20 protein-coding genes are annotated in these 26,305 nt (G+C 50.5%); 14 read left to right on the top strand and 6 right to left on the bottom strand.

Annotation, left to right across the window (positions count from 1 at the left end; translation table 11 throughout):
- The first annotated feature begins 42 nt into the window (after positions 1-42).
- Both H8L47_RS02040 and H8L47_RS02035 read left to right on the top strand, forming a co-directional pair.
- The gene (locus H8L47_RS02040) at positions 43-3,906 is read left to right on the top strand and encodes a DUF2339 domain-containing protein (RefSeq protein WP_186951567.1); all 3,864 of its coding nucleotides are present in this window, start codon (positions 43-45) and stop codon (positions 3,904-3,906) included.
- Positions 3,903-5,354, top strand: coding sequence for a DUF3999 family protein (locus H8L47_RS02035; RefSeq protein ID WP_186951566.1), 1,452 nt, complete (start codon positions 3,903-3,905; stop codon positions 5,352-5,354). The genes H8L47_RS02040 and H8L47_RS02035 overlap by 4 nt, the downstream gene beginning before the upstream one ends.
- 27 nt (positions 5,355-5,381) lie before the next feature.
- Here the strand turns inward: H8L47_RS02035 and H8L47_RS02030 are convergent, their stop codons facing one another.
- Together H8L47_RS02030 and upp are read right to left on the bottom strand one after the other, a co-directional pair.
- The gene (locus tag H8L47_RS02030) at positions 5,382-6,548 is read right to left on the bottom strand and encodes a pyridoxal phosphate-dependent aminotransferase (RefSeq protein ID WP_186951565.1); all 1,167 of its coding nucleotides are present in this window, start codon (positions 6,546-6,548) and stop codon (positions 5,382-5,384) included.
- Positions 6,549-6,591: 43 nt separating this feature from the next.
- On the bottom strand, positions 6,592-7,224 hold the full coding sequence (gene upp, locus H8L47_RS02025; protein ID WP_186951564.1) for a uracil phosphoribosyltransferase: 633 nt from the start codon (positions 7,222-7,224) through the stop codon (positions 6,592-6,594).
- A 154-nt stretch (positions 7,225-7,378) separates the two neighbouring features.
- On the opposite strand from upp, the gene H8L47_RS02020 reads away from it, so the two are divergent.
- Complete coding sequence (locus tag H8L47_RS02020) at positions 7,379-13,150, top strand: hypothetical protein (protein ID WP_186951563.1); 5,772 nt, start codon at positions 7,379-7,381, stop codon at positions 13,148-13,150.
- Positions 13,151-13,492: 342 nt separating this feature from the next.
- Here H8L47_RS02020 and H8L47_RS02015 read toward each other — a convergent pair whose 3' ends face one another.
- Together H8L47_RS02015 and ompR are read right to left on the bottom strand one after the other, a co-directional pair.
- Entirely contained in the window at positions 13,493-14,791 is a 1,299-nt protein-coding gene (locus H8L47_RS02015; protein WP_230413543.1) for an ATP-binding protein, read from the bottom strand.
- Between the two features lie 110 nt (positions 14,792-14,901).
- The gene (ompR, locus tag H8L47_RS02010) at positions 14,902-15,669 is read right to left on the bottom strand and encodes an osmolarity response regulator transcription factor OmpR (protein WP_186951561.1); all 768 of its coding nucleotides are present in this window, start codon (positions 15,667-15,669) and stop codon (positions 14,902-14,904) included.
- A gap of 244 nt (positions 15,670-15,913) precedes the next feature.
- Here ompR and H8L47_RS02005 point away from each other — a divergent pair, with 244 nt between their 5' ends.
- Positions 15,914-16,270, top strand: a complete 357-nt coding sequence (locus tag H8L47_RS02005) for a hypothetical protein (RefSeq protein WP_186951560.1) — start codon at positions 15,914-15,916, stop codon at positions 16,268-16,270.
- Between the two features lie 24 nt (positions 16,271-16,294).
- Here the strand turns inward: H8L47_RS02005 and smpB are convergent, their stop codons facing one another.
- Positions 16,295-16,744 (bottom strand): SsrA-binding protein SmpB, encoded by a 450-nt coding sequence (gene smpB / locus H8L47_RS02000; RefSeq protein WP_186951559.1) that lies wholly within the window; start codon positions 16,742-16,744, stop codon positions 16,295-16,297.
- A gap of 111 nt (positions 16,745-16,855) precedes the next feature.
- Here smpB and H8L47_RS01995 point away from each other — a divergent pair, with 111 nt between their 5' ends.
- Together H8L47_RS01995 and H8L47_RS01990 are read left to right on the top strand one after the other, a co-directional pair.
- Entirely contained in the window at positions 16,856-17,287 is a 432-nt protein-coding gene (locus H8L47_RS01995) for a type II toxin-antitoxin system RatA family toxin (protein ID WP_186951558.1), read from the top strand.
- A gap of 10 nt (positions 17,288-17,297) precedes the next feature.
- A complete protein-coding gene (locus H8L47_RS01990; RefSeq protein WP_230413542.1) occupies positions 17,298-17,579 on the top strand; it encodes an RnfH family protein in 282 nt (93 codons plus the stop codon).
- Between the two features lie 20 nt (positions 17,580-17,599).
- On the opposite strand, the gene H8L47_RS01985 is transcribed toward H8L47_RS01990, so the two are convergent.
- Positions 17,600-18,103, bottom strand: coding sequence for a DUF4124 domain-containing protein (locus tag H8L47_RS01985; protein ID WP_186951556.1), 504 nt, complete (start codon positions 18,101-18,103; stop codon positions 17,600-17,602).
- 103 nt (positions 18,104-18,206) lie between these two features.
- On the opposite strand from H8L47_RS01985, the gene guaB reads away from it, so the two are divergent.
- The 8 genes from guaB (at position 18,207) to H8L47_RS01945 (ending at position 26,284) form a co-directional block, all read left to right on the top strand.
- Entirely contained in the window at positions 18,207-19,667 is a 1,461-nt protein-coding gene (guaB, locus tag H8L47_RS01980; RefSeq protein WP_186951555.1) for an IMP dehydrogenase, read from the top strand.
- 42 nt (positions 19,668-19,709) lie between these two features.
- Entirely contained in the window at positions 19,710-20,759 is a 1,050-nt protein-coding gene (locus tag H8L47_RS01975; RefSeq protein WP_186951554.1) for a GGDEF domain-containing protein, read from the top strand.
- Positions 20,760-20,762: 3 nt separating this feature from the next.
- Complete coding sequence (gene guaA, locus H8L47_RS01970) at positions 20,763-22,355, top strand: glutamine-hydrolyzing GMP synthase (protein ID WP_186951553.1); 1,593 nt, start codon at positions 20,763-20,765, stop codon at positions 22,353-22,355.
- 304 nt (positions 22,356-22,659) lie between these two features.
- Positions 22,660-23,436, top strand: a complete 777-nt coding sequence (locus H8L47_RS01965; protein ID WP_186951552.1) for a hypothetical protein — start codon at positions 22,660-22,662, stop codon at positions 23,434-23,436.
- Positions 23,437-23,728: 292 nt separating this feature from the next.
- Positions 23,729-24,364, top strand: coding sequence for a 7-carboxy-7-deazaguanine synthase (gene queE / locus H8L47_RS01960; protein WP_186951551.1), 636 nt, complete (start codon positions 23,729-23,731; stop codon positions 24,362-24,364).
- 6 nt (positions 24,365-24,370) lie between these two features.
- Positions 24,371-24,814: a 6-carboxytetrahydropterin synthase QueD gene (gene queD, locus H8L47_RS01955; protein WP_186951550.1), complete on the top strand. Its 444-nt coding sequence runs from the start codon at positions 24,371-24,373 to the stop codon at positions 24,812-24,814.
- Positions 24,814-25,338 (top strand): tRNA adenosine(34) deaminase TadA, encoded by a 525-nt coding sequence (gene tadA / locus H8L47_RS01950; RefSeq protein WP_186951549.1) that lies wholly within the window; start codon positions 24,814-24,816, stop codon positions 25,336-25,338. The genes queD and tadA overlap by 1 nt, the downstream gene beginning before the upstream one ends.
- A gap of 40 nt (positions 25,339-25,378) precedes the next feature.
- Positions 25,379-26,284: an LD-carboxypeptidase gene (locus tag H8L47_RS01945; RefSeq protein WP_186951548.1), complete on the top strand. Its 906-nt coding sequence runs from the start codon at positions 25,379-25,381 to the stop codon at positions 26,282-26,284.
- Positions 26,285-26,305 lie beyond the last annotated feature (21 nt).

The following is a 26,305-nucleotide window of genomic DNA, read 5'->3' as shown; positions in this document are numbered from 1 at the left end:
GTCGTTAGCCTCATTGGCATTGTGTATTCAAGGAAATAATCTATGTGGTTTGTTGGCGCAATCATAGGCTTTGTGTTGGGGGTGGCGACCGGTTCAGGTGCGGCCATGTTCTTTTTTGCAGTAATCGGCGGCTTTGTTGCCCATCTGATTGGGCGTTCGCGCAAAGTCGATGCTACTGTCCATCAATCACCACCTCCCTCAAATCAACATACCGGGACTGATGGATTGGCGGAAATGCGCCAAAAAATCTTTAAGCTCGAACACCGATTGCAAACGCTAGAGCGCGAAATGGCAGAGCTTAAAGCTGGTGGTGTCGTCAGCAAAAATGCAGAAGTTGCTAGTGAGCGATCTCATGAGCCATTTGTTGAAGAGAAAACTCAGCAATCCTTGGCTGCAACAAAAATCAATGATGCAAGTTTGAGCCTGCCTGCGCCACCGGCTATAGAACTCAGCGCACAGCCAGATTTGGTTCTGCCTGTTGCCAAAGAGCAGGTGGATCTGGATCCTCTGGATTTGCAACTGACATCTCTTGACGATACTGTCTCTGCACAAAATCCTCCAGTCATATCCGAGGCTAGTCCGCCTGTTGTTGCTACCAAGGTTGAAGTGCCAGTTAATACCGTTGCCACGAAACCTGAAGTAGTAAAGCGTCCACCTCCGCCGCCACCCAAGTCTTTGCAAGAAAGTTTGCCAGCGCCTTTGGCGAAACTTATTTTTGGTGGTAATGCCCTTGTCAAGGTCGGAGTATTGATCTTATTCCTGGGCCTCGCTTTCTTGCTGCGCTATACCGCTGAACGGGTTACTGTACCTGTGGAATTACGTTATGCCGGAGTGGCTCTGTCTGGCGTGGCATTGCTGGCGCTGGGCTGGTTCTTACGCAACAAGCGCAGAGACTATGCCTTGATCTTGCAGGGTATGGCGATAGGTGTGTTTTATCTGACCACGTTATCAGCGATGAAATTACATACCTTGATTTCTCCTGAAGTCGGTTTTGGTTTCATGTTCATGGTGTCGGTGCTGAGTGCCATATTGGCGGTGCTGCAAAATGCTCCAGTGCTGGCCATTGTTGCGGCTATCGAAGGTTTTGCTACACCTGTTTTGATTTCCACCGGTGAAAACCGTCCGCTGGGTTTGTTCACTTATTTGGCGGTGCTGGATATCGGTATCTTCGTGGTTGCCTGGTTCAATGCCTGGCGTGTGCTGAACCTGATCGGTTTTGTTGGCACCTTCGCCCTGGCATTGGGTTGGGCAGAGCGAAGCTATACCGATAGTCAGTACGGCATTGTTCAGCCATTCCTGATTTTCTTCTTTGTCTTGTTTGCCTTGATAGGCTTGCTGTTTGCCCGCCGGACACTGAAAGAAGCAGAAGTTGAAGAAGGACCGCTGGCTACCCTGAAGCGGGTAGGGCGGGTCGATAGTGCCCTGGTATTTGGCAATCCCATTACCGCTTTTGGCATGCAATACATGATGGTCAAGCATACCGAGTTTGGCGCCGCCTTTTCTGCTCTGGCGGTCGGCTTCTTTTATTTGCTATTGGCCAGATTTGTGTTTTCTAAAGCACGGCAAGGCTTGGCTTTGCTGGCTGAGGCCTATGTCATAGTTGCCGCCATCTTTGCCACGCTGGCGATCCCGCTGGGGCTGGAGGGTACATGGACAGGTGCGGCCTGGGCAATCGAGGGCGCAGGCATGTACTGGCTGGGCATACGTCAGCAACGCCCCTATGCGCGTGGCTTTGCTTACGTGGTCATGGTCGGTGCGGCTTACAAGCTCTTGCACGGTATTTACGTCAATCCCGAGGCTAGCGGCCCGCTGTTGCAGGGCGGTTTGCTGGGGCCAGTCTTACTGGCAATAAGCTGCTTTGTCGTCTGGAATTTGCACAGAAAAGCAAAGCCAGAGAATATTTCTAGCTGGGAAACCACTCCAAATGCCGCTTTACCCTGGCTTGGCGTTGCGTCGCTGGCGTTGTTGCCCTGGATACTCTTGACACCGCAATTTGCGGCTGCGGCGTTGGCCGTCATGGCCTTGCTGGTATCGTCAATTGCCCGTCGATATGCGTTGAAGGCGTTTGAACATATCTCTGCCACTTTGCAGGCAGCTGGGCTGCTGTCATTCATGATGACTCTGCATGTCGCCGCCAGTGGTAATGCTGCGCTGGAAGATGGCTGGAAAGGTGGCCTGGCAGCCATTATCATCGCTGGCAGCATCCTGTTTAGTGCGGGTCACTCCATGGTGGCGACCAAACGGGCGGCACAAGCGCAGTCCTTGCCACCTGACTGGTCAATCTGGAACCAATTGGCCATCATCAGTGGTAGTGGTTTGCTGCATCTGGCCATGTTGTTTGCTATTAACCTGACACAGGCATCATTGATCTGGCCATTAACTTCCTGTCTCTTGCTGTGGGTGGGATTGCGCATGTCGCATGGCGCCTTGGCGGGTTTTGCTGCAGTCTTGCAAATCATTTCTGCCGGTTTGTGTTTGCTGGAGCCTGGCAAGTATCAGGGTACTGCCTTTGGACATCTGGGCTTTCTTGTACCTTTGTCTTTGGCTATGTCCGCCTGGTTCAGCGCTGATGCTATCCGCGCCGAGGCTGCCAGAATGCGAGCGGTGTTACTGGAATTGGGTGGATTTGGCAATGCGGCGAATACTACCAATTCAGACACGCCCGTACAAAAACGTCCATCTGTCTGGCTTAACCCTTGGTGTAACAGTAAGCTGGCTTTGGGCTTGCCTATTGTGTGGGGTCTGGCATGGTGGTTAACTGCCTGGTTCCCAGAAAGCCTGGAAACTCTGGTACGTACAGATGACCGCAATTATTCTTCAACTGTCGCCATTGTGATAGGTCTGGGCAGCTCAGTCCTGATGGCGGCACTGGCTGCATGGCGCAAGTGGCCACAAATGGGTTTTGCCACCATCGTCACTTTGCCACTATTGATTTTTGCTGGCCTGATAGGTGCGGTGAGTACGGATAGTCTTTACTTGCCATCGGCAAACCTGGGTTGGCTGGCTTGGCCGTTGGCACTGGCCTGGCATTTGCAAATACTGAAAAAGCAGCAAAGCTGGATGACAGCATGGCCGCGACTCTTGAGCCTGACGCATATAGTCGGTTTCTGGTTCTTCCTGTTATTAGCTGCCCGCGAAGGGCAGGCACGCCTTGCGCCACTGGCTGACACCTGGTCAAGTTGGCCATTGCTGGGTTGGGTGCTGGTTCCTGCCCTGGTCTTCTGGTTCATTGGTGCGAAACCGCTGGCAGCCAGATGGCCGCTTAATTCTTATCGTAAAGCGTATATAGAACAGGCCTGCGCGCCCGTTGCCCTGTATTTGCTGGCCTGGTGCTGGATGACCAATGCCTTCAGTGCCGGTGATGCCAGTCCCTTGCCTTATCTGCCTTTGCTGAACCCGCTGGAATTGGGGCAATGGCTGGTGCTGGCGTCCTTATTGCACTGGTGGCGCGCTTTACCTGCGGCAGCGCTCAAGACAGATACGAAATATGCTGCGACAGCAATGGCTGCCGCTACTGCCCTGGCTTTGTTGACGGGCATGGTCTTGCGTAGCTGCCACCATTTCGCTGGTGTACCGTGGGATGCCGATGCCTTGTTTGCATCACGCCTGAGTCAGGCGGCTGTTTCCATTACCTGGGCAATTTGTGGCGTGGCGGTCATGTTGTTTGGTAATCGCCGCATGTCACGCGGTATCTGGATTGCCGGTGCAGCCTTGCTGGGTGTTGTGGTCTTGAAGCTGTTCCTGATAGAGCTGGCTGATCGTGGCGGCTTGTACCGTATCGTCTCTTTCATCGGCGTCGGCATTTTGTTGCTGGTGGTCGGTTATTTTGCACCAGTGCCAGTGAAGCCCAAAGAAGCGCAAGCCTCAGAGCCGGACCAAGTAAAAGATCAGGAGCAGGCGCAATGAGTATGATTCGTGCAATCGCAAAATTGTCAATGCTGGCAGCAGCAAACCTGACCGTTGTCCTGGCAGTGCAAGCCGCCAATCCGCAGGTACTGCATGCCACCATCGATACCAAAGGAGTTGGCCCCTACTTCTTGCTGGACATACCTGTCAGGATTTATCCAGGCAGCCTGCATCCTGACTTGCATGACCTCAGGGTACGCAATGCCGAGGGTGTTTTTTTGCCTTTCGCCTGGACAGATATAGCTACTACCAATGCTCAACTAGAAAGCAATGCAATAAGCGCCTTTCCTTTAAAGGATATACAAAGCAGCAGTTTTAGCAGCTTCAGGCAAAACAGGGATGGTACGCTGACACCTTTATCGAATTGGCAAATCAGTAAACATAACCCGGTTCCTGCCTGGATACTGGATGTCAGTAGGGTCAAGGGGCGTTTATTGCAAGCCAAGTTCAAGATCGCCGACAACGCAGATGGCACGTTCGCTTTCACGCTGGAAAGCAGCGATGACCTGAAAAACTGGCAGTCACTCAGTAGCGAACAATTGGTGCAGTTGCGGCATCAGGGTTCGCTGTTGCAAAATCTGGATATCAGGCTGCATCATGTCGCTACAAGGTATTTGCGTTTGCGCTGGAGTAATCCAGACACCGCCCCGTGGATAGAAAGTGTATCAGTCGATAGTCAGCAAGAAGTGTATGTGCCGCCGGTGTTGCAATGGAGTAAGCCAATTGCGGCACAGGCTTGTAGCAGCACTCACTGTGATTATGCCCTTCCTGAAAATACGCCTATAGACAGCTTGCGTTTGCTGGTGAGTGAGGTGAATACTCTGGCAAATGTGACGGTGCTAGGGCAGTTGGCTGCAATTGCACCTGTCTCTTCCTACCATCACAGACATAGTCCTTTGTATCCCTTGCATGTCTTGAGACATCAAAAGCGTGCAGCCCAAGTGCAGGAAGACAGACGTGTCTGGCTCAATGAAAGTCTGGTATACAAAATCAATCTGCCTAATGGTGAAGCAAAGTCACCCGACTTGTTGATGGATGGTGCCAGTTATAAAGCCTTGCGCCTGCAAACCAGTGGCCCTTTCAATATGCTGGGTAAAACTGCACCTGCAATACAAATCGCCAGCCTGCCGCGCCGCTTGGTGTTTCTGGCGCGTGGCAAGCCACCGTATCAACTCCAGTGGGGAGTCGAAAACAAAGAGGGCGCAGCATTGCCACTGACAACCCTGATTCCCAAAATGGATGTGAGTCAACCTGTGCAGGCAGATATCGCCAGTGTTGAGATTGCCGACTATGTCGCACCGCAGGTGGCAAGCAAACCTGCTGAGAAAGTGCCGGCTAAAGAACATAAGCCCTGGCTATGGGCGGCACTCGGTGTTGGTTTGCTTTTGCTGGGTGGGATGGTGTGGTCTTTATTGAAAAACATCTCGGAAGATAAAGCCAAGACTTGAATTGGCTTAAATTTGAGATTGATGCAGCTAAATGTTCTGCAGGCGCTGCAAAGCGTCTTGCAGAGTTGCATCTTGCTTGGCAAAGCAAAAACGCACTATGCCCGATTCTTTGCCTTGCTTATAAAACGCGGATACGGGAATAGCGGCTACCCCAATTTCAGTCGTCAGCCAGCGGGCAAAGTCCAGTTCTGTCATGTTGGAAGCTGCTGAATAATCAACCGACTGGAAATACGTGCCAGCACATGGCAACAGACGCAGGCGAGAGTTGGCCAAGCCCGTCCTGAACAGATCGCGTTTCTTTTGATAGAAATCCGGCAGTTCCAGATAAGGCGCAGGATTGTTCATATACTGCGCCAGTCCTACCTGCATGGGCGTGTTGACGGTAAAAACATTGTACTGATGGACCTTGCGGAATTCTGCCATCAACGCTGCCGGTGCCGTCACGTAACCGACCTTCCAACCAGTGACATGATAAGTTTTGCCAAAGCTGGAAATGATAAAGCTGCGCTCTGCCAGTTCAGGGTAGCGCGACAATGATTCGTGTCGCCCCCCATCAAACACCATGTGTTCATAGACTTCATCCGACGCTATCAGGACTTTGGTGTCGCGCACGATGTCGGTCAAGGCTGCAATATCAACTACACTCAATACCGACCCGGTCGGGTTGTGTGGCGAATTCAGCATGAGCAAACGGGTCTTGTCCGTGATGCTGGCTTTGACTTTGTCCCAGGGGATGGTGTAGCCATCCGCACCCAGTTCCATGCTGACAAATACCGGTATGCCGCCTGCCAGCTTGATGCTGGGTACGTAGCTGTCATACGCTGGTTCTATGACAATGACCTCATCGCCAACATGCACACAGGCCAGTAATACCGTCAAAATACCCTGGGTGGCACCAGCTGTGACTGTAATTTCAGTATTCACATCATAGGCATGACCATAGATGCTTTTGATCTTGGCAGCTATCTGCTCGCGTAATTGCGGCATGCCTGGCATGGGGGGATATTGATTGTAATTATCCGCCATAGCCTGCGTTACCATGGTTGGCAGGGCAGGGTCACAGCTAAAGTCAGGGAAGCCCTGGCCCAGATTGACCGCTTTTTTATCGGCTGCCAGTGCAGACATCACTGAGAAGATGGTGGTGCCCACTTCGGGCAATTTGGATTCAGGTACGAAGCGGGCAACGGTCGTCATCAGTGAAGTTCTTCAAAAACTATAAACTATTAATATAAAGCGATTACTTGGTGCCAAACAAACGGTCACCCGCATCGCCCAGGCCAGGCACGATATAACCGTGTTCATTCAGATGATCATCGATAGACGCAGTGACGATAGGTACGTCAGGATGGGCAGCGTTCATGACCTTGATGCCTTCAGGTGCGGCCAACAGGCACACGAATTTTATCGTCGTAGCGCCACGCAGCTTCAGGCGGGTGATGGCTGCGGCGGCTGAGTTGCCAGTTGCCAGCATAGGGTCAACCACGATTACCAGTCGGTCAGCGATATCTTCAGGCACTTTAAAGTAATACTCGACAGGTTCCAGTGTTTCTGGGTCACGGTACAGGCCGATATGGCCTACGCGGGCATTTGGCAGCAAATCCAGCATGCCATCCAGAATACCATTTCCAGCGCGCAAGACAGAGATCACGCACAATTTTTTGCCGCTGATGGTGGGCGCGTCTATCGTCGTGATCGGCGTTTCAATCTTCACCAGTTCAATAGGCAGGTCACGGGTGACTTCATAGGCCAGCATCTGGCTGATTTCACGCAGCAGGCGGCGGAAATTATCCGTAGGCGTGTCCTTGCTGCGCATCAGTGTCAGCTTGTGTTGCACCAGTGGGTGTCTGATTTCGGTAACGAGTTCGTTCAAGGTAATTCTCCGGCAATGTTGAGTTGACCGCTATTTTACGTCCCAGCCAGCATTAAGGGAAACGGATAAATCAGGAATTGAGGTGTTTTTCCACTTCTGCTCCAGCCATCATCAAATTTTTCTTGATTGATAATTCAGTATAAGAAGTTCCGGCATGGCAGGGCCCGCAATGACGGTGAACGACTATCAGATCAGGAGTGCAGAAATGGACAGCAATCAGGCGTTGTTAAATAAATTATCTCTGGGAGACTACTCCCTCGATCGCCATGGCGACCGCAAGGACAATTATTTGCCACCAGAAGAGGCAATTGAGTCCAATACCCGCATCGATGTGAAAGGTATTCGTGAAGCCATCGCACGAGTGGAGGCAGAAGCCAGAGCCACCGTAGCAGCCGAAACCAGGTTCAAAGCAGAATCGCAAGCCAGGATATTGGCAGAAACCAGAGCGCAGGCAGAAGCAGAATCCGCCGAACTGGCACAGCGCAAACTGGCACTGGAACAAGAAGCTGTCTCTGGCACCCAGGCAAAACTGATGGCAGAGCGCCAGTCCCGTGCCGCCAGTGAGGCTAGAATCGCCGCCACTGCTGAAGAAACCAGGAATCTGCAAGAACGCACACTGATAGAGTCACGGGCCCGTGAACAATCAGAGCAGCGCGCCAAACTGGAACAACAAGCCATAGAAAAAGCTGAACACCAGTTCAAAGCAGAGTCAGAACTGGCATCGCAAGCCCATGCAGAAGCAGAAAAGCTCGCTACTCAAACTGCCAATGCCCGCAACTGGGCAGCAGAACGCTTTGCCGCTTCACAATCTGCCCGCCAACAGGCAGAAGAACGCGCCCGCGCTGACGCGCGTATCACCGAACTGGCACGCGAACGCGAAAAACGCGACCGTGAAGCCCGCGAAACTGCAGAAATGCTGGCCAAAGTCCGCAGCGAATCCCTGCAAATCAGCAAAGAACGCGACCAGGCAGAAGCCATGGCGCTGGAATATGCTATCAACCGCGCCCCAGTAGAGTTGCGCGCCCGTGAAGATGCGTTGGCACGAGTTGCTTTGGAGCAAGGTCAAGAGGCAATTGCACAGGCCAGAATGGAGTCGGAAAGAAGAGCAGCAGAAGCCATACAGTTGCGCATGCAGTCAGAAGAAGACTTGCGCATCGCTGCTAATAAACGCGAACAGGCAGAAAAAATAGCTGCGGCCACCGCACAGGCCCGTCGCGAAGCAGAAGACAAAATCCGCATGGTGACCGAGTCACGCATACGCGCAGAGCGCGAACTGCAATCAACTGCTATGACGCGCATAGAAAACGAGCAGCAAGCCGACCTGCAAGCAAGGGCAAGACAGGCTGCAGAAGCTGCATTGGCAGAAGAGGCCCGTCAACGCCGTCTGGCAGAGCAGGAAGCTGCCGACAATGCCCGTCAACGTGTTGTCGAAGAACAGCGTGCCGCCACACTGGCTAAAGAGCGCCTGGAAATCGAAAAGCAAGCTGTACAAGATGCCCGTGAAAAAGCTGATTCTGAACAACAAGCCCTGAGTGCCAGCGCTTTTCAGGCTGAATTGCTGAAACGCGCCAACCTGGCAGCCGCTGACAAAGCCAAAAAAGCCCAGGAACTGATGATGGCTGAAAAATTGCGCGCAGCAGCAGAGCAAAAAGCCGCAGCTGCGTTGCAAGAAAAATTGACTGCCGAACGCAAAATGACAGAAGAAGCCGAAGCTATGGCTAAGGCTGAATTGTCCCATGCAGAACTCTTGCGCATGCAAGAGCAGGCAGAACATGCACGTCGTATAGCCCAGGAATCTGAATGCGTGGCAGAAAAACTGAACCTGGAAAAAACCATGGAGCAGGTGGAATTGCAGCAAAAAATGGCCGCAGCCGCTGCCAGAAAAAACCAAGATGCCAGCGAACTTCTGCGCGTCCAACAGCAACGCACTAATGACGAGGTGAAAGCGATGGAACTTCAGGAAGAAAAATTACAGACAGAGCGTCGCCGTGCCAATGCAGTGCAACAAGTGCTGAAGGCGACCCAGGAAAAACTGCAACTCGAACAAGCCGCTCAGCAAGAAGCTGAAGCCAGGCTGCGCGCCGAAGAAGAGGCCAAGGCAATTGCCACTGCCAGAGAGCAAGCTGAACGCGAAGAAAGACTGGCGCTGGAAGCTACACTGGATGCGGAAAAAACTGCTCTCGAACAAACAGAACTGCAAAAAGATGCCCAATGCAAGGCAGCTAAAGTCGCTTTGCTGATAAGCCATCAAGCCACAGAAATGGCACGCGCAGAACAAATGCATCTGGAAGCAGAAAAGCAAGCTGCCAGAGCTGCCCAAGAAAAACTGGAAGCAGAAAAATCAGCCGCAGAGCAAGTCATCGCCCGCGCCCACGCTGACCGCGAACATACCGATGTTTTGAACGCACGCCAGCAACAAGAGGCAGAAGCCCGTGCAGCGCGTCAGGCCATGATCGCTGCAGAACAAATACGTCTGCAAAAAATGCAGGAACATGCAGATCTGCAAAAACAATCTGCGGTACTGGCACAAACCAAGGCCGTTGAAGCTGAAGAACTCGGCAAGACCTTGCGCTTGCGTGCAGAGTCCGAACAAAAAGCCTTGAACCTGGTCCAGCAAAAACTGGAAGCAGAAAAACGCCTGACAGCAGAATTGCAAGCCAAGGCATCTGTAGAGCAAGAGCAACGCGACCAGCATCTGGCCCGTCTGCAATCTGAACAAGCTTTGCGTGTTGCCATGGAAAGCAAATTAGCAGAAGAGAAAAAACTGCTGGAACAAAACAATCAACAAGCCAAGGCTGAACAGCAAGCAGCAACCGCCGCTGCAGCAAGGGTAAAAGCTGCAACCCAGTTGGCGCAGCTTGAACAAGGAAAAGCGAAGTCTCAGCAACAGGCAGCCCAGGCGCTGGAAGAACAAGCCAGACTGGAAAAACAGAAAGCAGACGCTGCTGAACTGGAAGCAAAAGCAGCAGCAGAAAAACTGGCATCAGAAAAAATCGCTACAGAAGCGGCTACTGCCAGAGCAAAAGCAGAACAGCAACATGCACAAGCCGCAGCCGTCAGGGCCAGGGCAGAGCAAGAAGCCAATGAGTTGGCAGCCGCCAAACTGCAAGCTGAACAAGCATTGCAAATCCAGGCGCAAGCCTATGCTGCCAGTCAGCATAAAGCGCATGAGCTGGTCATTGAAAAGAACAAAAAAGTTGCTGAACTTGACGCTGTCTTGCAACAACGTCTGGCTAATGATCAGGCCTTGCTGGATACCACGGCAGCCAGATTGCAGGCTGAACAAGAGGCACACGGAGACGTGCAAAGTCGCTTGTCCAGCGAGGCAGAAGCACAGCAATTTGCTGAAGCCCGTGCCCGCGCAGAAAAAGTCATCCGTGCCGCAACTGAGGCTACACTGGCATCAGAAAAAGCCCTGTTCCAGGAACTGGCCGCCCATGCCGATGCACAAAGCCTGATGGCTGAGTTGCTGGCACAACGTCTTCAACAAGAGCAAGCATTGCTGGTTGCACAACAACAACGTGTCGCTGCTGAACAGGCGGTACTGGAAAGCCTGACTGCCAAACAACAGGCTGAGTTGGCAGCGACAGCAGAGGCAGAAGCGCGCCTGGTGGCAGAACAAGCGCAGCACAAGTTGATTGCTGAGCGCCACGCTGCTGAAGCACAAGCACGCGAACTGGCAGAAAAATTCAACGAAACCGAAAAGCAATGGCTGGCACAAGCAGCTCAGGAAGCACTGATCAAACGCCAGGCAGCTGTTGCACTCGAAGAAAAAACCGCCTTGTTGCTGGAGCTGAGCCGCGCCAGCCAGGAAAAAATCGCTGTTGAACAACAAATCAGCGCCGAACTGAAAACTAAGCTGGAGCAGGAGGAATCAGCAGAAATCACCCTGCAAGCCAAGCTGTCCATAGAACGTGAATTTGCAGAAGCCGCAAGCGAACGCGCCTATAAAGAACAAGAAGCGCTGGAAGCAACATTGCGCCTTGCCAATGCAGAACAAGCTTTGCTGGCCCGTTCTGCAGAACATGCAGAAGCACAGCGTCTGGCAGCAGAAGCGACAGAAACCAGATTGCGCGAAGCAGAAGCTCTGACGATGACTGAAAACCAGCGCGCCTCCAGCGAACTTGAAGCATTGAGCCTGGTGCAGCAAAAATTGGCTGCCGAACAAAAAGCAGCGCAAGAAGCTGAACAGCGCAAACTGGCTGAGCAAGAATACCTGAGCCTGTGTGAAATCCGTGCTAATGCCGAGCAAGATGCCAATGTTGCCATCCAGGCCAGACTGCAAAGCGAAAAAGAAGCAACTGAGCTGGCAAATGCACTGGCAATATCCGAACAACAAGCCACTGAAGCAGCACAGACTCGCGCAGAAGAATTGTTTATCCTGCAACAAGCAGAACAGCAACGCGCAGAACTGGCACAGCGTGAGATCATCACCATCCAGCAACAAAAACAGATGGAGATGGATAGCCTGCAAATGACACAGGATGCCTTGCGCCTCATTGAAGAAAAAATGGAAGCCGAACGTCTGGTCATGACGGCGACAGAAGAACGCGTACGTCTGGAATCAGAACTCGCTGAACAAAGCAAACAACGCGCAGAACAACTGCTGGTCGCTAACGCACTGGAACAAGAAAAACTGGCGCTGGAACGAGAAATTGCAGAAGCAACAGCCCTGCAAATCGCTGCCGATGAACAATCATTGCCAGAACTGCGCGCCAAATTATTGGAAGAAAGCCAGCTTGAAACCCTGGAGGCGCAGCGGCTGGAAAAAGAACAAGCTCTGGCTGCAGCTATCGCTGCCCGTGTTGATGAGGAAAATGCACTGCTGGCCCAAGCCGAGCAAGCATTGGCTGCAGAGGCCGAATTGAAGGCCCAATTTGCATTCAAACTTCAAGTTGCTGAAACACAAAGACTGGAAAAAGAGCAAGCGCTCGCCGCAAGCTTTGCTAAGCGTGTCGAGAAAGAAAATGCCATGCTCAAGCAAGCGGAGCAAGCTCTGGCAGTGGAAGCTGTGTTGCAGGCTGAACTGGCATCCAAGCTGGAGGCTGCCGAAGCACAACGCCTGGAAAAAGAGCAGGTGCTCAACGCAGCTATCGCCAAACGTATGGAAGAGCAAAGTGCCTTGAAAGCCAAACTGGAAGAACAATTGTCCCTCGAAGCAGCATTGCGAAAGGAGCTGCAACAGCAATTGAGCGCTGTTGAAACACAAACTCAGCAAAAACAACAAGCACTGGCAGATGTGGCAGCCAAACGCATTGCCGATGAAACGGCCTTGCAAGCACAACTGGAAAAACAAGCTGCCGACGAAGCGGAACTGCAAGCCATGCTGCAAACACGTTCTGAGCAACAAGCTGCTGCTCAAGCCTTCATTGAACAAGCTTTGGCATCTGCCAGAGAGTGGCAGGATCAAAACAGGCTGCTAATTCAGCAGCAGCAAGAAGAGTTGCAAGCTGAGGCAGAAATGGCAAAACAAACGCTGGAAGCGGAACATCAGGAAGCTGAGCAACTTGCTCAAGCGCTGATCAGTAAACTACTTAGCAATAGGCAAACATCAGAAGAATGGCGTCAACAGGTTGAGCAAATGTTGGCAGCAGCACCAGTCAGTGTGGCCTATGATGCATCACTTCAGCAGGGCGACGTACAAAAACGCTTCCGTCTTCGTCCATCAGTTATCGCAGGTTTATTGCTGTGTGCTGGTATTGCAGGTTTTGCTGGTTTCAATAATTTTGCCTTGAATGGCACTGCTGCTTCGCGCGCAGTCCCCCAAAAAACAGCAGTCCTGGAACAAGTGGCACCAGTGCAAAAAGTGGACACTGGCTTGCACATGAGTTATGAATTAGCTATTCCCGCTGACTCTGCTCCGGTTCAGGCAGAAGAAGGTAGCAAGATTGCAGCGACTCAATTGGCTTTTGCCGGTAATCGTTAAGCTTAACAGGGCCTAAGCAAAACGCCGCGCAAATTGCGCGGCGTTTTGTTTGATGCCGGAGAATTCAACGAATTTGTGCCAATGTCTAACACAATTCCATGGTCGAAAATACCTGCCATTTCGTCTGGGGGGCGGGCGCCATATTGAATAGTGACAGCGATCGCTGGCCTAGCAGTGACTTGCAGGTTTCACAAACTACGACTGTGACTTTGTATAATTCAAACGGGGCTTGCTTCATATTGTCGAAAGTAACGAAAACTTCTTTACCAATGAAAGTGCGACATTTCAGCTGGGTGAATCTGTTGTTTTTGCCACAAGAAGGTGACGCCTGTGCATCAGGGCTCAAGTTTCTTTTGCTTCCTGCAGTGCAATCACAATAACAAATCCACCTTCAGCGTGATTGTAGATACGCAATTTGCCGCCATGGCTTTTGATGATGCGGTCAACAATGGCTAGACCCAGGCCTGAGCCATTGGCTTGGCTACGCGAGGCATCGCCGCGAGTGAATGGGCGCAATAATCGGACAAGATCCTGTTCTTCCACGCCTTGACCGTGATCGCGGAAACTAATTTGTATGCCTAGCTTTCTATCCTTATTCTTGCGCGAGCATTGTACATCCAGAGTAATCACCGGGGAGCCTGATGTTTTACCGTAGCGACAGGCATTTTCTACAATGTTATTGAACAGTCGTTTGAGCTCGGTCAAGTTGCCATTGACATGGATACCTGGGGTAATGGCAGTGCGCAAGCGCAGATTCTGGAAGCGAAAAGCTTCATCCATGACTTGTTGCATAACTTCGCTGACATTGATGCGCTCAAATTCGACTTTGTCCAGTGGCTTGGCATAGTCAAGAAACTGGCTAATGATGTCATCCATCTGTTGCAGGTCGGATTGCATGCCGGTTCTGGCATCGTCACTCAGGCTGGCCATTTCAACTTCCAGTTGCATGCGTGCCAGTGGCGTACGCAAGTCATGCGAAATGCCGGCCAGAATGATGGAGCGGTCAGTTTCTATCCTGACCAGATCTTCCATCATGGTATTGAAACTGAGATTTGTTTCGCGAATTTCTTTGGGTCCTTTTTGCGGTAGCGGCGGCGGTTGCTTACCCTTGGCGACTGCTCGTGCCGCATTGCTTAAGCGGGATAAAGGATCATTAATCAATTTGGAAATGATAGCCGCACCCAACAATGTCAAGAACAAGGTGAGTATGGCCCAGCTCAATAATTGCTGGCCTATGGGCGGATCAAGCCTGCTCTGTTCCAATCTCAGCCAGTAGTGGTCATCTTCAATGTCAAAGCTGATCCAAAAGCCGTTGATGCCATTTATCTGACTGGCAAAGCGAGTGTTGTTGCCCAGTCCTTTTTTCATCAGAGGGCTGGATTCGAGAAAGAAAGGCGTTAGCTCGGGTTCTTCGACGCGGTCGCTGTCTTCCAGCAAGTAAATTTGTACGCCTTCTTTCGTGGCCAGGTCACGCAGAAGTTCCTGGCGTTTTTCTGGCGCTGAGTGAGTGAGGGCGGCGCGTGTGATCGTGACGATGGATACGATTTGTGCCGCTAGCTGTTGTGCTCTTGGTGTGGTTTCCAGGGTGCGGAAGTTTGACATCCAGGCAATCATACTTGCAGTCACGAGCGCGGCCAGCATGAAAAAGGTGCGCCAGAACAGTCCGCTTTTTAGCCATTCTAGACTGTTCAGATAATCACGCATTCAAAATTGACAGAAATAACAACAAAAAGTAAGGGTTAGGTAAAGTGTTAATTTGACTGGCCATCCGGGATAAAGACATAGCCCAGACCCCATACTGTTTGAATGTAAAGTGGGTTACTGGGATCGGGTTCTATCAGTTTCCGCAGACGTGAAATTTGTACATCCAGGCTACGGTCAAATACTTCGTATTCGCGACCACGAGCCAATTCCATGAGCTTCTCTCTGGACAGTGGTTGGCGGGCATGGCGGGCAAAGACTTTAAGTACAGAAAATTCACCTGTAGTCAGGGAGATATTCTCATTGTGTTTTTTCAGGGTACGCGTACCAAGATCAAGTACAAAGTCACCAAAGGCAAAGGTTTGCGGGCCGTCTGAAGGCGCGCCTGGTAATTCATCAGGAGCTTTGCGGCGGAGTACAGCGTTGATGCGGGCCACGAGCTCACGTGGGCTGAATGGTTTGGGTAGATAGTCATCCGCACCCATCTCCAGGCCTATGATGCGGTCAACTTCTTCGCCTTTGGCGGTCAGCATGATGATAGGCGTTTTATCGCCAGCGCCACGCAGGCGGCGGCAGATTGCCAGGCCATCTTCGCCCGGTAGCATGAGATCCAGTACCAGCATGTCATAGCGCTCACGTATCCAGAGTTTATTCATGGCCTGGGCATTCTCAGCGCTGACAACCTGGAATCCCTGCTCTGTCAGATAGCGGCGTAGTAAATCGCGCAAGCGCAGATCATCATCGACAACCAGAATTTTAGCCTTGGGGCTGCTGGAATTGGTGTTTGGGGATTCTGTGGTGGGGGGCGTAGTGTTCATGGGCTTAATGGTACTGTCATCGAATGTGCTTGCATACAAAATTACTGTTCTGAATTACAAACTGTTACACACTTTACGGAATGGGACTGCGTAATTCTTATCACTATCGTAAACTAAAATCAGCTAATTTGATGCTAGCAAGTCAGGGGCTTTTACGCATAGAATGGCAATCCGCAATAATTTGTTTATATTTTTAGCTTGCATTATTAGCTAAGCCACTGCAAGTGCACACGTTTTCAAGTCAATGAATATACCGTACAAAAAAATTTCTGTCCTGATGCTGTCGCTGGCAATGGTGGGCAGCGCATTGGCAGACGGCAATCGAGACTCAGGTTTGTGGGGGCGTTTCAATGCCGGTAATTCACAGCTTAAAGACGAAAATGTTCGCAAGGATGACAAGCAACGTGAACGTCAAATTAATAAACAAGGTGAGAAAAGCAGTTTGCTGGAGCGTTGTAGTGACGCACGCCGGATAGGCGAACGCGCTTGCGGTGCTGCAGAAAATGTCCAAAAACCTAATCGACTCAGCCCAGAAGAGCGGCGCGCATTGCGCCGCCAGATTCAGGATGTCGGACACGAATTATATAAACCCGTGCGCTAATCCTTTCTTTGTCATTCCGCAAAATTAACGGCGGTTTTGCTTCATGACTTTTTGTTGTTCACGTTGCCAGTCTTTCTCTCTCTCAGTGTCACGCTTATCGTGTTGCTTCTTGCCTTTGGCCAGACCGATCTGACATTTGATTCGTCCTTTAACAAAATGCAGGTTCAGCGGCACCATGGTGTAGCCAGATCGCTCAACTTTTCCTATCAATTTACTGATTTCTGCCGCATTTAACAATAATTTACGAGTGCGGACAGAATCGGGATGAATATGGGTGGAGGCGGTTGGCAGGGCGCCGATATGGGCGCCAAACAGGAAGATTTCGCCATTCTTGACAATGACATAGGCTTCTTTCAGCTGCGCGCGGCCTGCGCGTATGGCTTTCACTTCCCAGCCTTGCAGGACGATGCCAGCTTCGTATTGTTCCTCGACAAAGTAATCGTGGAATGCTTTTTTATTATCAGCGATGCTCATGTAGGATGAAAATTGGTCAATTTAGAGTGTGGAAATGCATGAATGCATTTTGGTCCTGTCTATGACTCGGTTAAAATGCGAACCTGTGATTCTACCAAATGGTTCTTCTTGATGGCAGTTGTACATAAAACAGTTTTTGTAGCTTACAGCACAGAGCAAATGTTTGCTCTGGTTGATCAAGTTGAAAATTACCCTCAATTCTTGCCGTGGTGCGGTGAGGTGAAGGTGGCTGAGCGCACTGAACATGAGCTGGTCGCCACTCTCTCCATTAATTATCATGGTTTGAGGCAACATTTTACAACTCGCAATATCAATCAACGCCCTCATTCCATGCAGATGAATCTGGTGGAGGGGCCGTTCAAGCAATTATCCGGATGCTGGAAATTCACCGAATTAAGAGCAGATGCCTGCAAAATCGAATTTGATTTGAACTATGAGTTTTCCAGCAAATTGCTGGAACACCTGATAGGTCCGGTTTTTTCCAAGATCGCCAATAGCTTTGTTGATTCTTTCTGTGCACGCGCCGAGGCTTTGTATGGGTGAGCATACTAGCATGCAAGTACAGATCTGTTATGCGGGTATGGACAAAATCAGCTTGCTGGATTTACAGGTTGCCCCTGATGTCACAGTGCTGCAAGTAATAGAGCAGAGTGGCATTATCGAAATCCATCCTGAAATTGAGGTTTCAGTCCTCAAAGTTGGGGTTTTTGGCAAGCTGAAAACTCTGGATGCCAAATTGCACGCAGGGGATAGGATAGAAATCTACCGTCCCCTGATCGCCGATCCTATGGAAGCACGCAGGCGCAGGGCTAAAAAGCAGGCTCAGAACCAGTAGGGATTGCCCCGAGCAGTTTTTTAGCAGCCAGCCAATGCTTTTTTTACGTCAGCAGCCTCTTGCTCGCGCTGGGCATCGGTCAAATAGCTTTTTTCACCGTTTTTATCGGTGCGACTTATGCGGACCCCGGAATTCAGGGTTTGTTGGTAGCCGCGGGCTCTGTCGCAATTTTTTGCCTTGTCCGCGGCTGCTGTCTTTTCTTCTTCCGCTTTTTTATCTTTTTCAGCTTGTTCGGCCTTGCGTTTGTTGAAGTCCTCGTTTTTACTGGCTGTTGTGACCGGTTTTTCCAATTTTTGGGTTGCTTCACTAGTAGTTGACGCTGGTTTGTCGTCTGCGGCAGTTGTTGTAGGTTTGGCTATTCCACCTGGCGCTTTGAGTATCTTACTCTTGGGGACTGATGCAGGAGGCGGCATGTCCGAATACTGCTTGTGGCCTTTTTCGTCCAGCCAGACATATTGAGCTTGGGCGCTGGCGCAGAAAATAGTCGTCAATAAGATGGAGCAGGCAAAGCGGGTAATAAACATGATGTGCTTTCAAAAAACATGGAATTATGCAAGAGTTTTACACGGAGCAAGACGACTTCGCAAGTTTTCTGTATAATTCGGTTTTGCGCCTATAGGAAATGCTATGCGTTTACTCCAAAAAGCACTCACGTTCGATGACGTGCTACTCGTCCCTGCATACTCGAACATACTCCCAAAAGATACCTCGCTTGCGACCAAATTGACTCGCAACATCAATCTGAATATCCCCCTGGTATCAGCTGCGATGGATACAGTCACCGAAGCACGCCTGGCAATAGCCATGGCTCAAGAAGGTGGTATTGGTATCATCCACAAAAATCTGACGGCAAAAGAGCAAGCCCGCGAAGTTGCCAAGGTTAAGCGATTCGAGTCCGGTGTATTGCGTGATCCCATCACCATCCCGCCTAACATGAAAATCCGCGAAGTTATTGCGCTGTCGCAGCAACACGGTATCAGCGGCTTCCCTGTGGTTGAAGGCAAGACGGTAGTTGGCATTATCACTAACCGGGATTTGCGTTTCGAAGAAGAACTGGACGCAGAAGCACGCGCCAAAATGACCCCACGGGAAAAACTCGTGTTCGTCAATGAATCAGCAGATCTTGCAGAGGCCAAGCGCCTGATGAACAAGCACCGCCTGGAGCGTGTGCTGGTTGTCAACGAGGCATTTGAGCTGCGCGGCCTGATTACTGTCAAAGATATCCAAAAATCAACAGAACATCCTTTTGCATCCAAAGATGAGCAAGGCAAGTTGCGTGTAGGTGCAGCTGTTGGCGTTGGCCCTGATAACGAAGAACGCATAGACCTGTTGGCAAAAGCCGGTGTCGATGTGATTGTTGTTGATACTGCCCATGGTCATTCCAAAGGTGTGCTGGATCGCGTGCGCTGGGTGAAAACCAATTACCCGCATATTGAAGTCATCGGCGGCAATATAGCCACGGCAGCTGCTGCGCTGGCCCTGGTTGAGCATGGTGCGGATGCAGTCAAGGTTGGTATTGGACCTGGCTCTATTTGTACTACACGTATCGTCGCTGGTGTAGGTGTGCCGCAAATTACAGCGATTGCCAATGTCGCCAATGCGCTCAAAGGTACTGGCGTACCTTGTATCGCTGACGGTGGCGTACGTTTTTCTGGCGATGTCTCCAAGGCATTGGCCGCAGGTGCATCTACAGTCATGATGGGTAGCATGTTCGCCGGTACTGAGGAAGCACCAGGTGAAGTAATCCTGTTCCAGGGACGTAGCTATAAATCTTATCGTGGCATGGGCAGCCTGGGTGCGATGGCAGATGGTTCTGCCGATCGTTACTTCCAGGATGCTGCCAATAATGCTGACAAACTGGTGCCAGAAGGTATTGAAGGGCGCGTGCCTTACAAAGGCAGCGTCCTGGCGATTCTGTATCAACTGGTTGGTGGCGTACGCTCTTCCATGGGGTATTGTGGATGTGCGACCATAGATGACTTGCATACCAAATCCGAGTTCGTTGAAATTACTTCTGCCGGTATGCGTGAGTCACATGTCCATGACGTGCAAATCACCAAGGAAGCACCGAATTACCGTGCTGACTAAAGAGTAATGCATGGCCCGAATTGAGGATGTCCGGAGAGTGGTATGTCAACGAACTTAGAGCGTTCCAGTCCGACTACGACGACACCGGTCAGCTCGGGTTTTGAGCGCCTGGTCTCAGAGAAGATGGAATTGCGCGTGGGGCGGTTTGAGCGTCTCGGCATCAAGTTGTTCAATGTAGCCAACTGTTTCATCAGCCTTGGGCAACTTGGCGCCAGATTTGAATATCTGGTTCATTCCATCACTAACATGGAAGCAGAGTTCAGTGACTCGATACCACCGGTCGACGAGATTCTGGTCATACCTGATTTGCTTCTGCATGAGCATCTGGGGAAGCACCCAATGGTAGTGGGTGCGCCCCACATACGTTTTTTTGCTTCCAATCCTATCTTTGATCATACCAATCAGCTCATAGGTAGCGTTGTCCTGATTGATTATCAGCCCCGTGACCTGGATGACGAAGAAAGGCAATCGTTATCTGATCTTGCTTCAATGGCTGAGCGTGAAATGGCCTTTGGCGCCCTGTACCAGAGCCAACTCGAAATCATCAAGCAAAACCGCAACCTAAAACGCGATTCCTTGATCGATCCCCTGTTGGGTACGTGGAACAAATCTGCCATCGTTCGCTCATTGAAGCTGGAAATGGAGCGTTGCGCCAAAGCCATGAAGCCTCTGGCCTTGCTGATCGCCAGCGTTGATCAGATGGAATTTTTGCGTGAAGTGCATGGAGTTGCCGCGACCGACATGATCCTGGTAAAAACTGTTAGTCGCATCCGCTCTTGTGTACGGCCATTTGACGCCCTGGGGCGTTTCGGCACCGATTTGCTGTTGGTTGTTCTGCCAGGTGCATCGCATCTGGTTGCTACGGCTGTGGGAGAGCGTATTCGTGCCTCTGTGATGATGCACCCGGAAAATATCGATTCGGTGAATGCTGCGTTAACAATCAGCGCTGGTACTGCATCGACAGATATTTTCCCTGAAGCTGAACCGGAAACCTTAGTTAGCCTTGCAGAAAAAGCCCTGCTTTCCGCCAGAAATGCAGGAAACAATTGTGTTGTCCAGGCTACGCCTGTGCAACCTGACATGATAATTTGATTTATGCACTCAAAAATTCTTATCCTTGATTTTGGTTCCCAAGTCACACAATTGATCGCTCGCCGCGTTCGTGATGCAGGTGTTTTTTCTGAAGTTCATCCTTATGATGTCAGCGATGAATTCATCAAAAATTATGGCGCAGCCGGCATTATTCTATCCGGCGGCCCCAGCAGTGTGACTGAGGGTGATACTCCTCGTGCACCTGCTGCCGTCTATGAAGCCGGAGTGCCTATATTTGGTATTTGTTATGGTATGCAAACCATGGCAGAACAGCTTGGTGGCAAGGTTGAAAATGGCCTGGTACGTGAATTTGGCTACGCCGAAGTCCGCGCTCGCGGTCATACCGCCTTATTTCGAGAAATCAATGACTTTGTTACTCCAGAAGGTCATGGCATGCTCAAGGTATGGATGAGCCACGGTGACAAAGTCAATGAAATGCCGCCAGGTTTCAAATTGATGGCATCCACAGACAATTGCCCCATAGCGGCAATGGCTGATGAAGAGCGCCGTTTTTACGCCGTGCAATTCCACCCGGAAGTAACTCACACCCTGCAAGGCGAAGCCATACTTGGCCGCTTCGTGCATGAAATCTGTGGCTGCAAATCAGACTGGAACATGCCTGACTACATCTCCGAGGCCGTTGCTTCCATACGTGCCCAGGTGGGTGATGATGAAGTCATCCTTGGTTTGTCCGGTGGAGTGGACAGCAGCGTGGCAGCAGCCTTGATACACCGCGCCATCGGCGACAAGCTGACCTGCGTATTCGTAGACCACGGCCTGCTGCGTCTTGACGAAGGCAAGATGGTCATGGAAATGTTTGCCAACAACCTCGGCGTCAAAGTCATCCACGTTGATGCGACTGCACAATTCATGGGCCACTTGGCCGGTGTTAGTGATCCAGAAGCCAAACGCAAGATCATAGGCCGCGAATTTGTTGAAGTCTTCCAGGTTGAATCTGGCAAGTTGAGCAATGCCAAATGGCTGGCACAGGGCACGATTTACCCAGACGTCATCGAAAGTGCGGGCAAGGGTAAAAAAGGTTCGCACACCATCAAGAGCCATCATAACGTCGGCGGCTTGCCAGACACATTGAACCTCAAATTGCTTGAGCCTCTGCGTGAACTGTTCAAGGATGAAGTACGCAAACTGGGCGTTGCCCTGGGCCTGCCACACAGCATGGTCTACCGCCATCCTTTCCCTGGCCCTGGCCTGGGTGTGCGCATCCTCGGTGAAGTAAAAAAAGAATTCGCCGACCTGCTGCGTCGCGCTGACGCCATTTTCATCGAAGAATTGCGTAGCACCTATGTCGACCCGCATGCGGAAAAGCCGCAAAGCTGGTATGACGCCACTAGCCAGGCATTCGCTGTATTCCTGCCGGTTAAATCCGTCGGCGTCATGGGCGATGGCCGTACTTATGAATATGTAGTTGCCCTGCGGGCCGTACAAACCCAGGACTTCATGACCGCCCACTGGGCACATTTGCCGCACGAGTTACTGGGCAAGGTGTCCAACCGCATCATTAACGAAGTGCGCGGCATCAACCGCGTTGTCTATGACATTTCAGGCAAGCCGCCTGCGACGATAGAATGGGAATGATTTTAGGTCTGGCAACATCAGGCAACTAAAAGCACGAAACACCCCGGAAGCTCGCGTCATTGCGGGCTTTTGCATTTTTGGTCTGGCAATATTTATTGTCAAAAATACGTGTTCCATATATCTATAGATGATAGTATTTTGATGTAGTTTATGCCCTTCGGGAATCGCGCGTAAAAATTATATTCTGGCGCATTGCTATAGACTGTACGCATCTGCCACCAGGTGGCGCGACTGTGTCGGAGCAGTTTTACGCAGATCTAGTCAGGCCTTAAATTCATACGTTTTTGCTCACTACACTAACCCTATGACCTTATTCCGTAAATTCAGTCTGTCAATTCTCATTTGCTGCGCATTCGCTTCTTGCGGCGGTGGTAGCCAGGGTAGTGCGCCAAGTGAGCAGGTGATCGTGAAGGAGCTAAATGCCAGTAATTTTGATCGGCTATTTGCAACTTATCTGCTGGAGCAATACCGCACTGTGAAGGAAATGCAGTTGCTTCTTGATTTTCGATTGCTTGCGGACTGGTCGACGTCGGCAATAATAGCTTGCCCCAACGGTGGCACAATCAAAAATTTTGCCTCCATTCGCTTCGAGTTTGATAAATGTGCAACGTCGAAGGGGATTATTTTTTCTGGTATGCTCGACAGTGACACCATCGGCATTCTCTTCCAGCAGAGTTTAACTTTTCAAAAGCTGAAATACCGCATGGCTGATGATACGCAGGATCAGGAATTAAATGGCCGCTACCTAAGTGGATATCGTAATCCAAATACTTTTTCATATTCCTATTTAGTAAATGGGATAGCAAATACCTATTCGCGAAGTTCAATTCAAGCTCCTGACCCGGTCAAAATCGTTACCACCGAATTTAATCTTGAATTAACTGATGTCAATCGACAAGGCCTTGATGTTCCTCATATAGTAAATGCAAAGGATGGCTCAAACATCACTATTGCCAGCCTTGGTGATGGAAGTGTGCGACTCGATTTACGAAATAGTGCTGGAGCAGCAATTGTCAGTACAAAGCAATACACTGCAAATGAAGTTGCTAGTATTCTAGTTTCTGAGCGTAAATCCAAGTAAGCGGACTTTGCTTTTTCTTTTTGGGTACGTCAGGCAAGCCTTGGCTCATTTTGGGGAATTGATATTTTCTTGATAAAATTTCAAAAGGGCTCAGGCGATTAGCCCTGAGTTTCGTCGAAGCAAGAAGGCCAATATGGCACTCCGTGGTATCATGTGTCCCTTTTGCGTTCCAAAAACGCACTAAATTTCATATACTGCATTTTTTCATGCAGTTAAAAAGAGAGCGGCTTTGTCAAAAGCCTTGCCTGTGCAGCCTTTAAAGTTGCTGCTGACAATCATGCGGGAATAAGACGTGACTTATAGCGTCAAAGAAATTTTTTATACTCTACAGGGCGAGGGCAATCATGCCGGGCGCCCGGCAGTGTTTTGTCGTTTTTCTGGCTGCAACTTGTGGTCGGGGCGCGAAGAAGACAGGTCAACTGCGGTTTGTCAGTTTTGTGATACTGATTTTGTTGGTACAAACGGCGAGGGTGGTGGCAAGTTCAAGCTGGCCGCCGAGCTGGCTGCGACGATCAATGCTTTGTGGCCAGTGGCCTATACTGCAAGTAAGTATGTGGTGTTTACTGGTGGCGAACCCTTGTTGCAACTTGATGCTTCCTTGATTGATGCCATGCATGCAGTGGGTTTTGAGATTGCCATAGAAACCAATGGTACTTTGCCTGTGCCTGAAGGTGTGGACTGGATTTGTGTCAGCCCTAAAATGGGTTCAGAACTGGTCGTGCGCAAGGGTAGTGAGCTCAAGGTGGTGATCCCGCAGTTTGGTCAGGACATGGCAGCATATGCAAATCTTGATTTTGAACATTACTTTGTACAAGCCATGGATGGCCCTTTAAGAGACGATAATTTGCGTCTCGCAATTGAATTCTGCAAACAGCATCCGCAATGGAAGCTGAGTTTGCAAACCCATAAACTATTACAGATTCCTTGAGTTTTCATGTTAACGATTACCAGAAAGTTGGAATTCGATGCAGGCCATCGCATTCCCGATCACAGCAGCCAGTGTCGCAATTTGCACGGTCACCGCTACACCCTGCAAATTACTCTGACCGGTGAGGTCGTCCAGAAGGATGGCGAGTCGGATAACGGCATGATCATGGATTTTGGTGATATCAAGGCGCTGGCCAATGAACATCTGGTGAATCTGTGGGACCATTCCTTCATCGTCTACGAGAAGGATTACATCATCAAGAATTTCCTGGAGAAACTGCCAGGTCACAAGACGGTGGTGATTGACCGCGTTCCGACAGTGGAAAATCTGGCCAAGATCGCTTTTGATATTTTGAAGGTGGTTTATCACGGCAGGTTTGGCCGCACCCTGGAATTGACCAAGGTTACCCTCTATGAAACCCCAAATTGCTGGGCTGAGATAGACGGGTAATGGTTGAAGAGCAAAATCTGCCACCGCAAGGGCAGCAGAACCAGCAGAGCCTGCGTGATATCCAGTTCATGCAGGCAGCCTACCAGCAAGCCTTGCTGGCCAGAAATGAAGGTGAAGTGCCGGTTGGTGCTGTCGTCGTTAAAGACGGCGTGATCATCGCCAGCGGTTATAACCGCCCGATAGGCAAACACGACCCAACTGCCCATGCTGAAATCATGGCCCTGCGTGCAGCGGCTGAATTAATCGGCAATTACCGCCTGCCAGGATGTGAACTCTACGTGACCCTTGAGCCTTGCATGATGTGTGCAGGAGCGATGATGCATGCCAGGCTGGCACGTGTTGTTTTCGCTGCCAGTGATCCCAAAACAGGTGTGGCTGGCTCTTTGCTGAATGTATTCGAGAACGGGCAATTGAATCATCACACGCAAGTCACCGGTGGCGTATTGGCAAGCGAATGCAGTACTATGCTGAGGGATTTTTTTGCTCACCGGCGTGCTGTGGCGGCGCAAAAAAAAAACTGGTAGCTACTGAGAACTCATCCTCTACACAAGACTGAAGCACACTATGCTAGAACAAAGCACACAAACCGGAATCGCCATCATAGCCCCTAGCGGTGCTCCTTTGGATGACAGTCTCATAGGCCGTGGCTTGCAGCGTTTGGCCGGACAAGGTTTTAAGGTGCACAGCTACTATGAAGCTGATGCTAAATTCCAGCGCTTTGGTGCGACTGATGCCGAACGTGTCAGGCAAATTCATGAAGCTGCGCATAATCCTGATGTGCAGATAGTCATGGCCCTGCGTGGTAGCTATGGCATGTCAAGACTGATGCCATTGATTAACTTTGACTTGTTGGCAAATAGCGGCAAGTGCTTTGTTGGTTACAGTGATTTCACTCTGCTTCATCTTGCAATGTTGCAACGTGGGCGAATGAGTGTTGCCGGCCCCATGCTGTGCGATGATTACATACGTGAACAGCCAGTTGAATATACACTGCAACAATTCAAATCATGCGTCAGTAATTCCACACACGTCGTCGAATTTGAAACCGGCACAGATCAAGAAGTGCTGGTGCAGGGCAAGTTATGGGGGGGGAACCTGGCCATGTTGACGCATGCTATTGGCACGCCATACTGGTCTGAAGTCCAAGACGGTATATTGTTCCTGGAAGACATAGGCGAGCACCCATATCGCATAGAACGCATGCTGTTGCAATTGCATTTTGCCGGTGTACTGAATAAGCAAAAAGCCATAGTCCTCGGCAACTTTTCCGCCTACAAACTGGCTGTGCATGATAACGGCTATGACTTCAATGCCATGTTAGCTTATATAGGCAGCCTAATTGGGGTGCCATTGATAACTGGTCTGCCATTTGGGCATGTATCGACCCGCGCAAGTCTGGTGGTTGGCAGTGATGCTCAATTGAAAGTTGTTGCGGGGCAAGCCAGTTTGCATATGCATTACACTTTGTAGATAAGCAAATTGAAAAAGCCC

This window comes from Undibacterium umbellatum (genome assembly GCF_014284125.1).
Lineage (GTDB): Bacteria > Pseudomonadota > Gammaproteobacteria > Burkholderiales > Burkholderiaceae_D > Undibacterium > Undibacterium umbellatum.
This window is presented reverse-complemented; position numbering and strand designations above follow the sequence as displayed.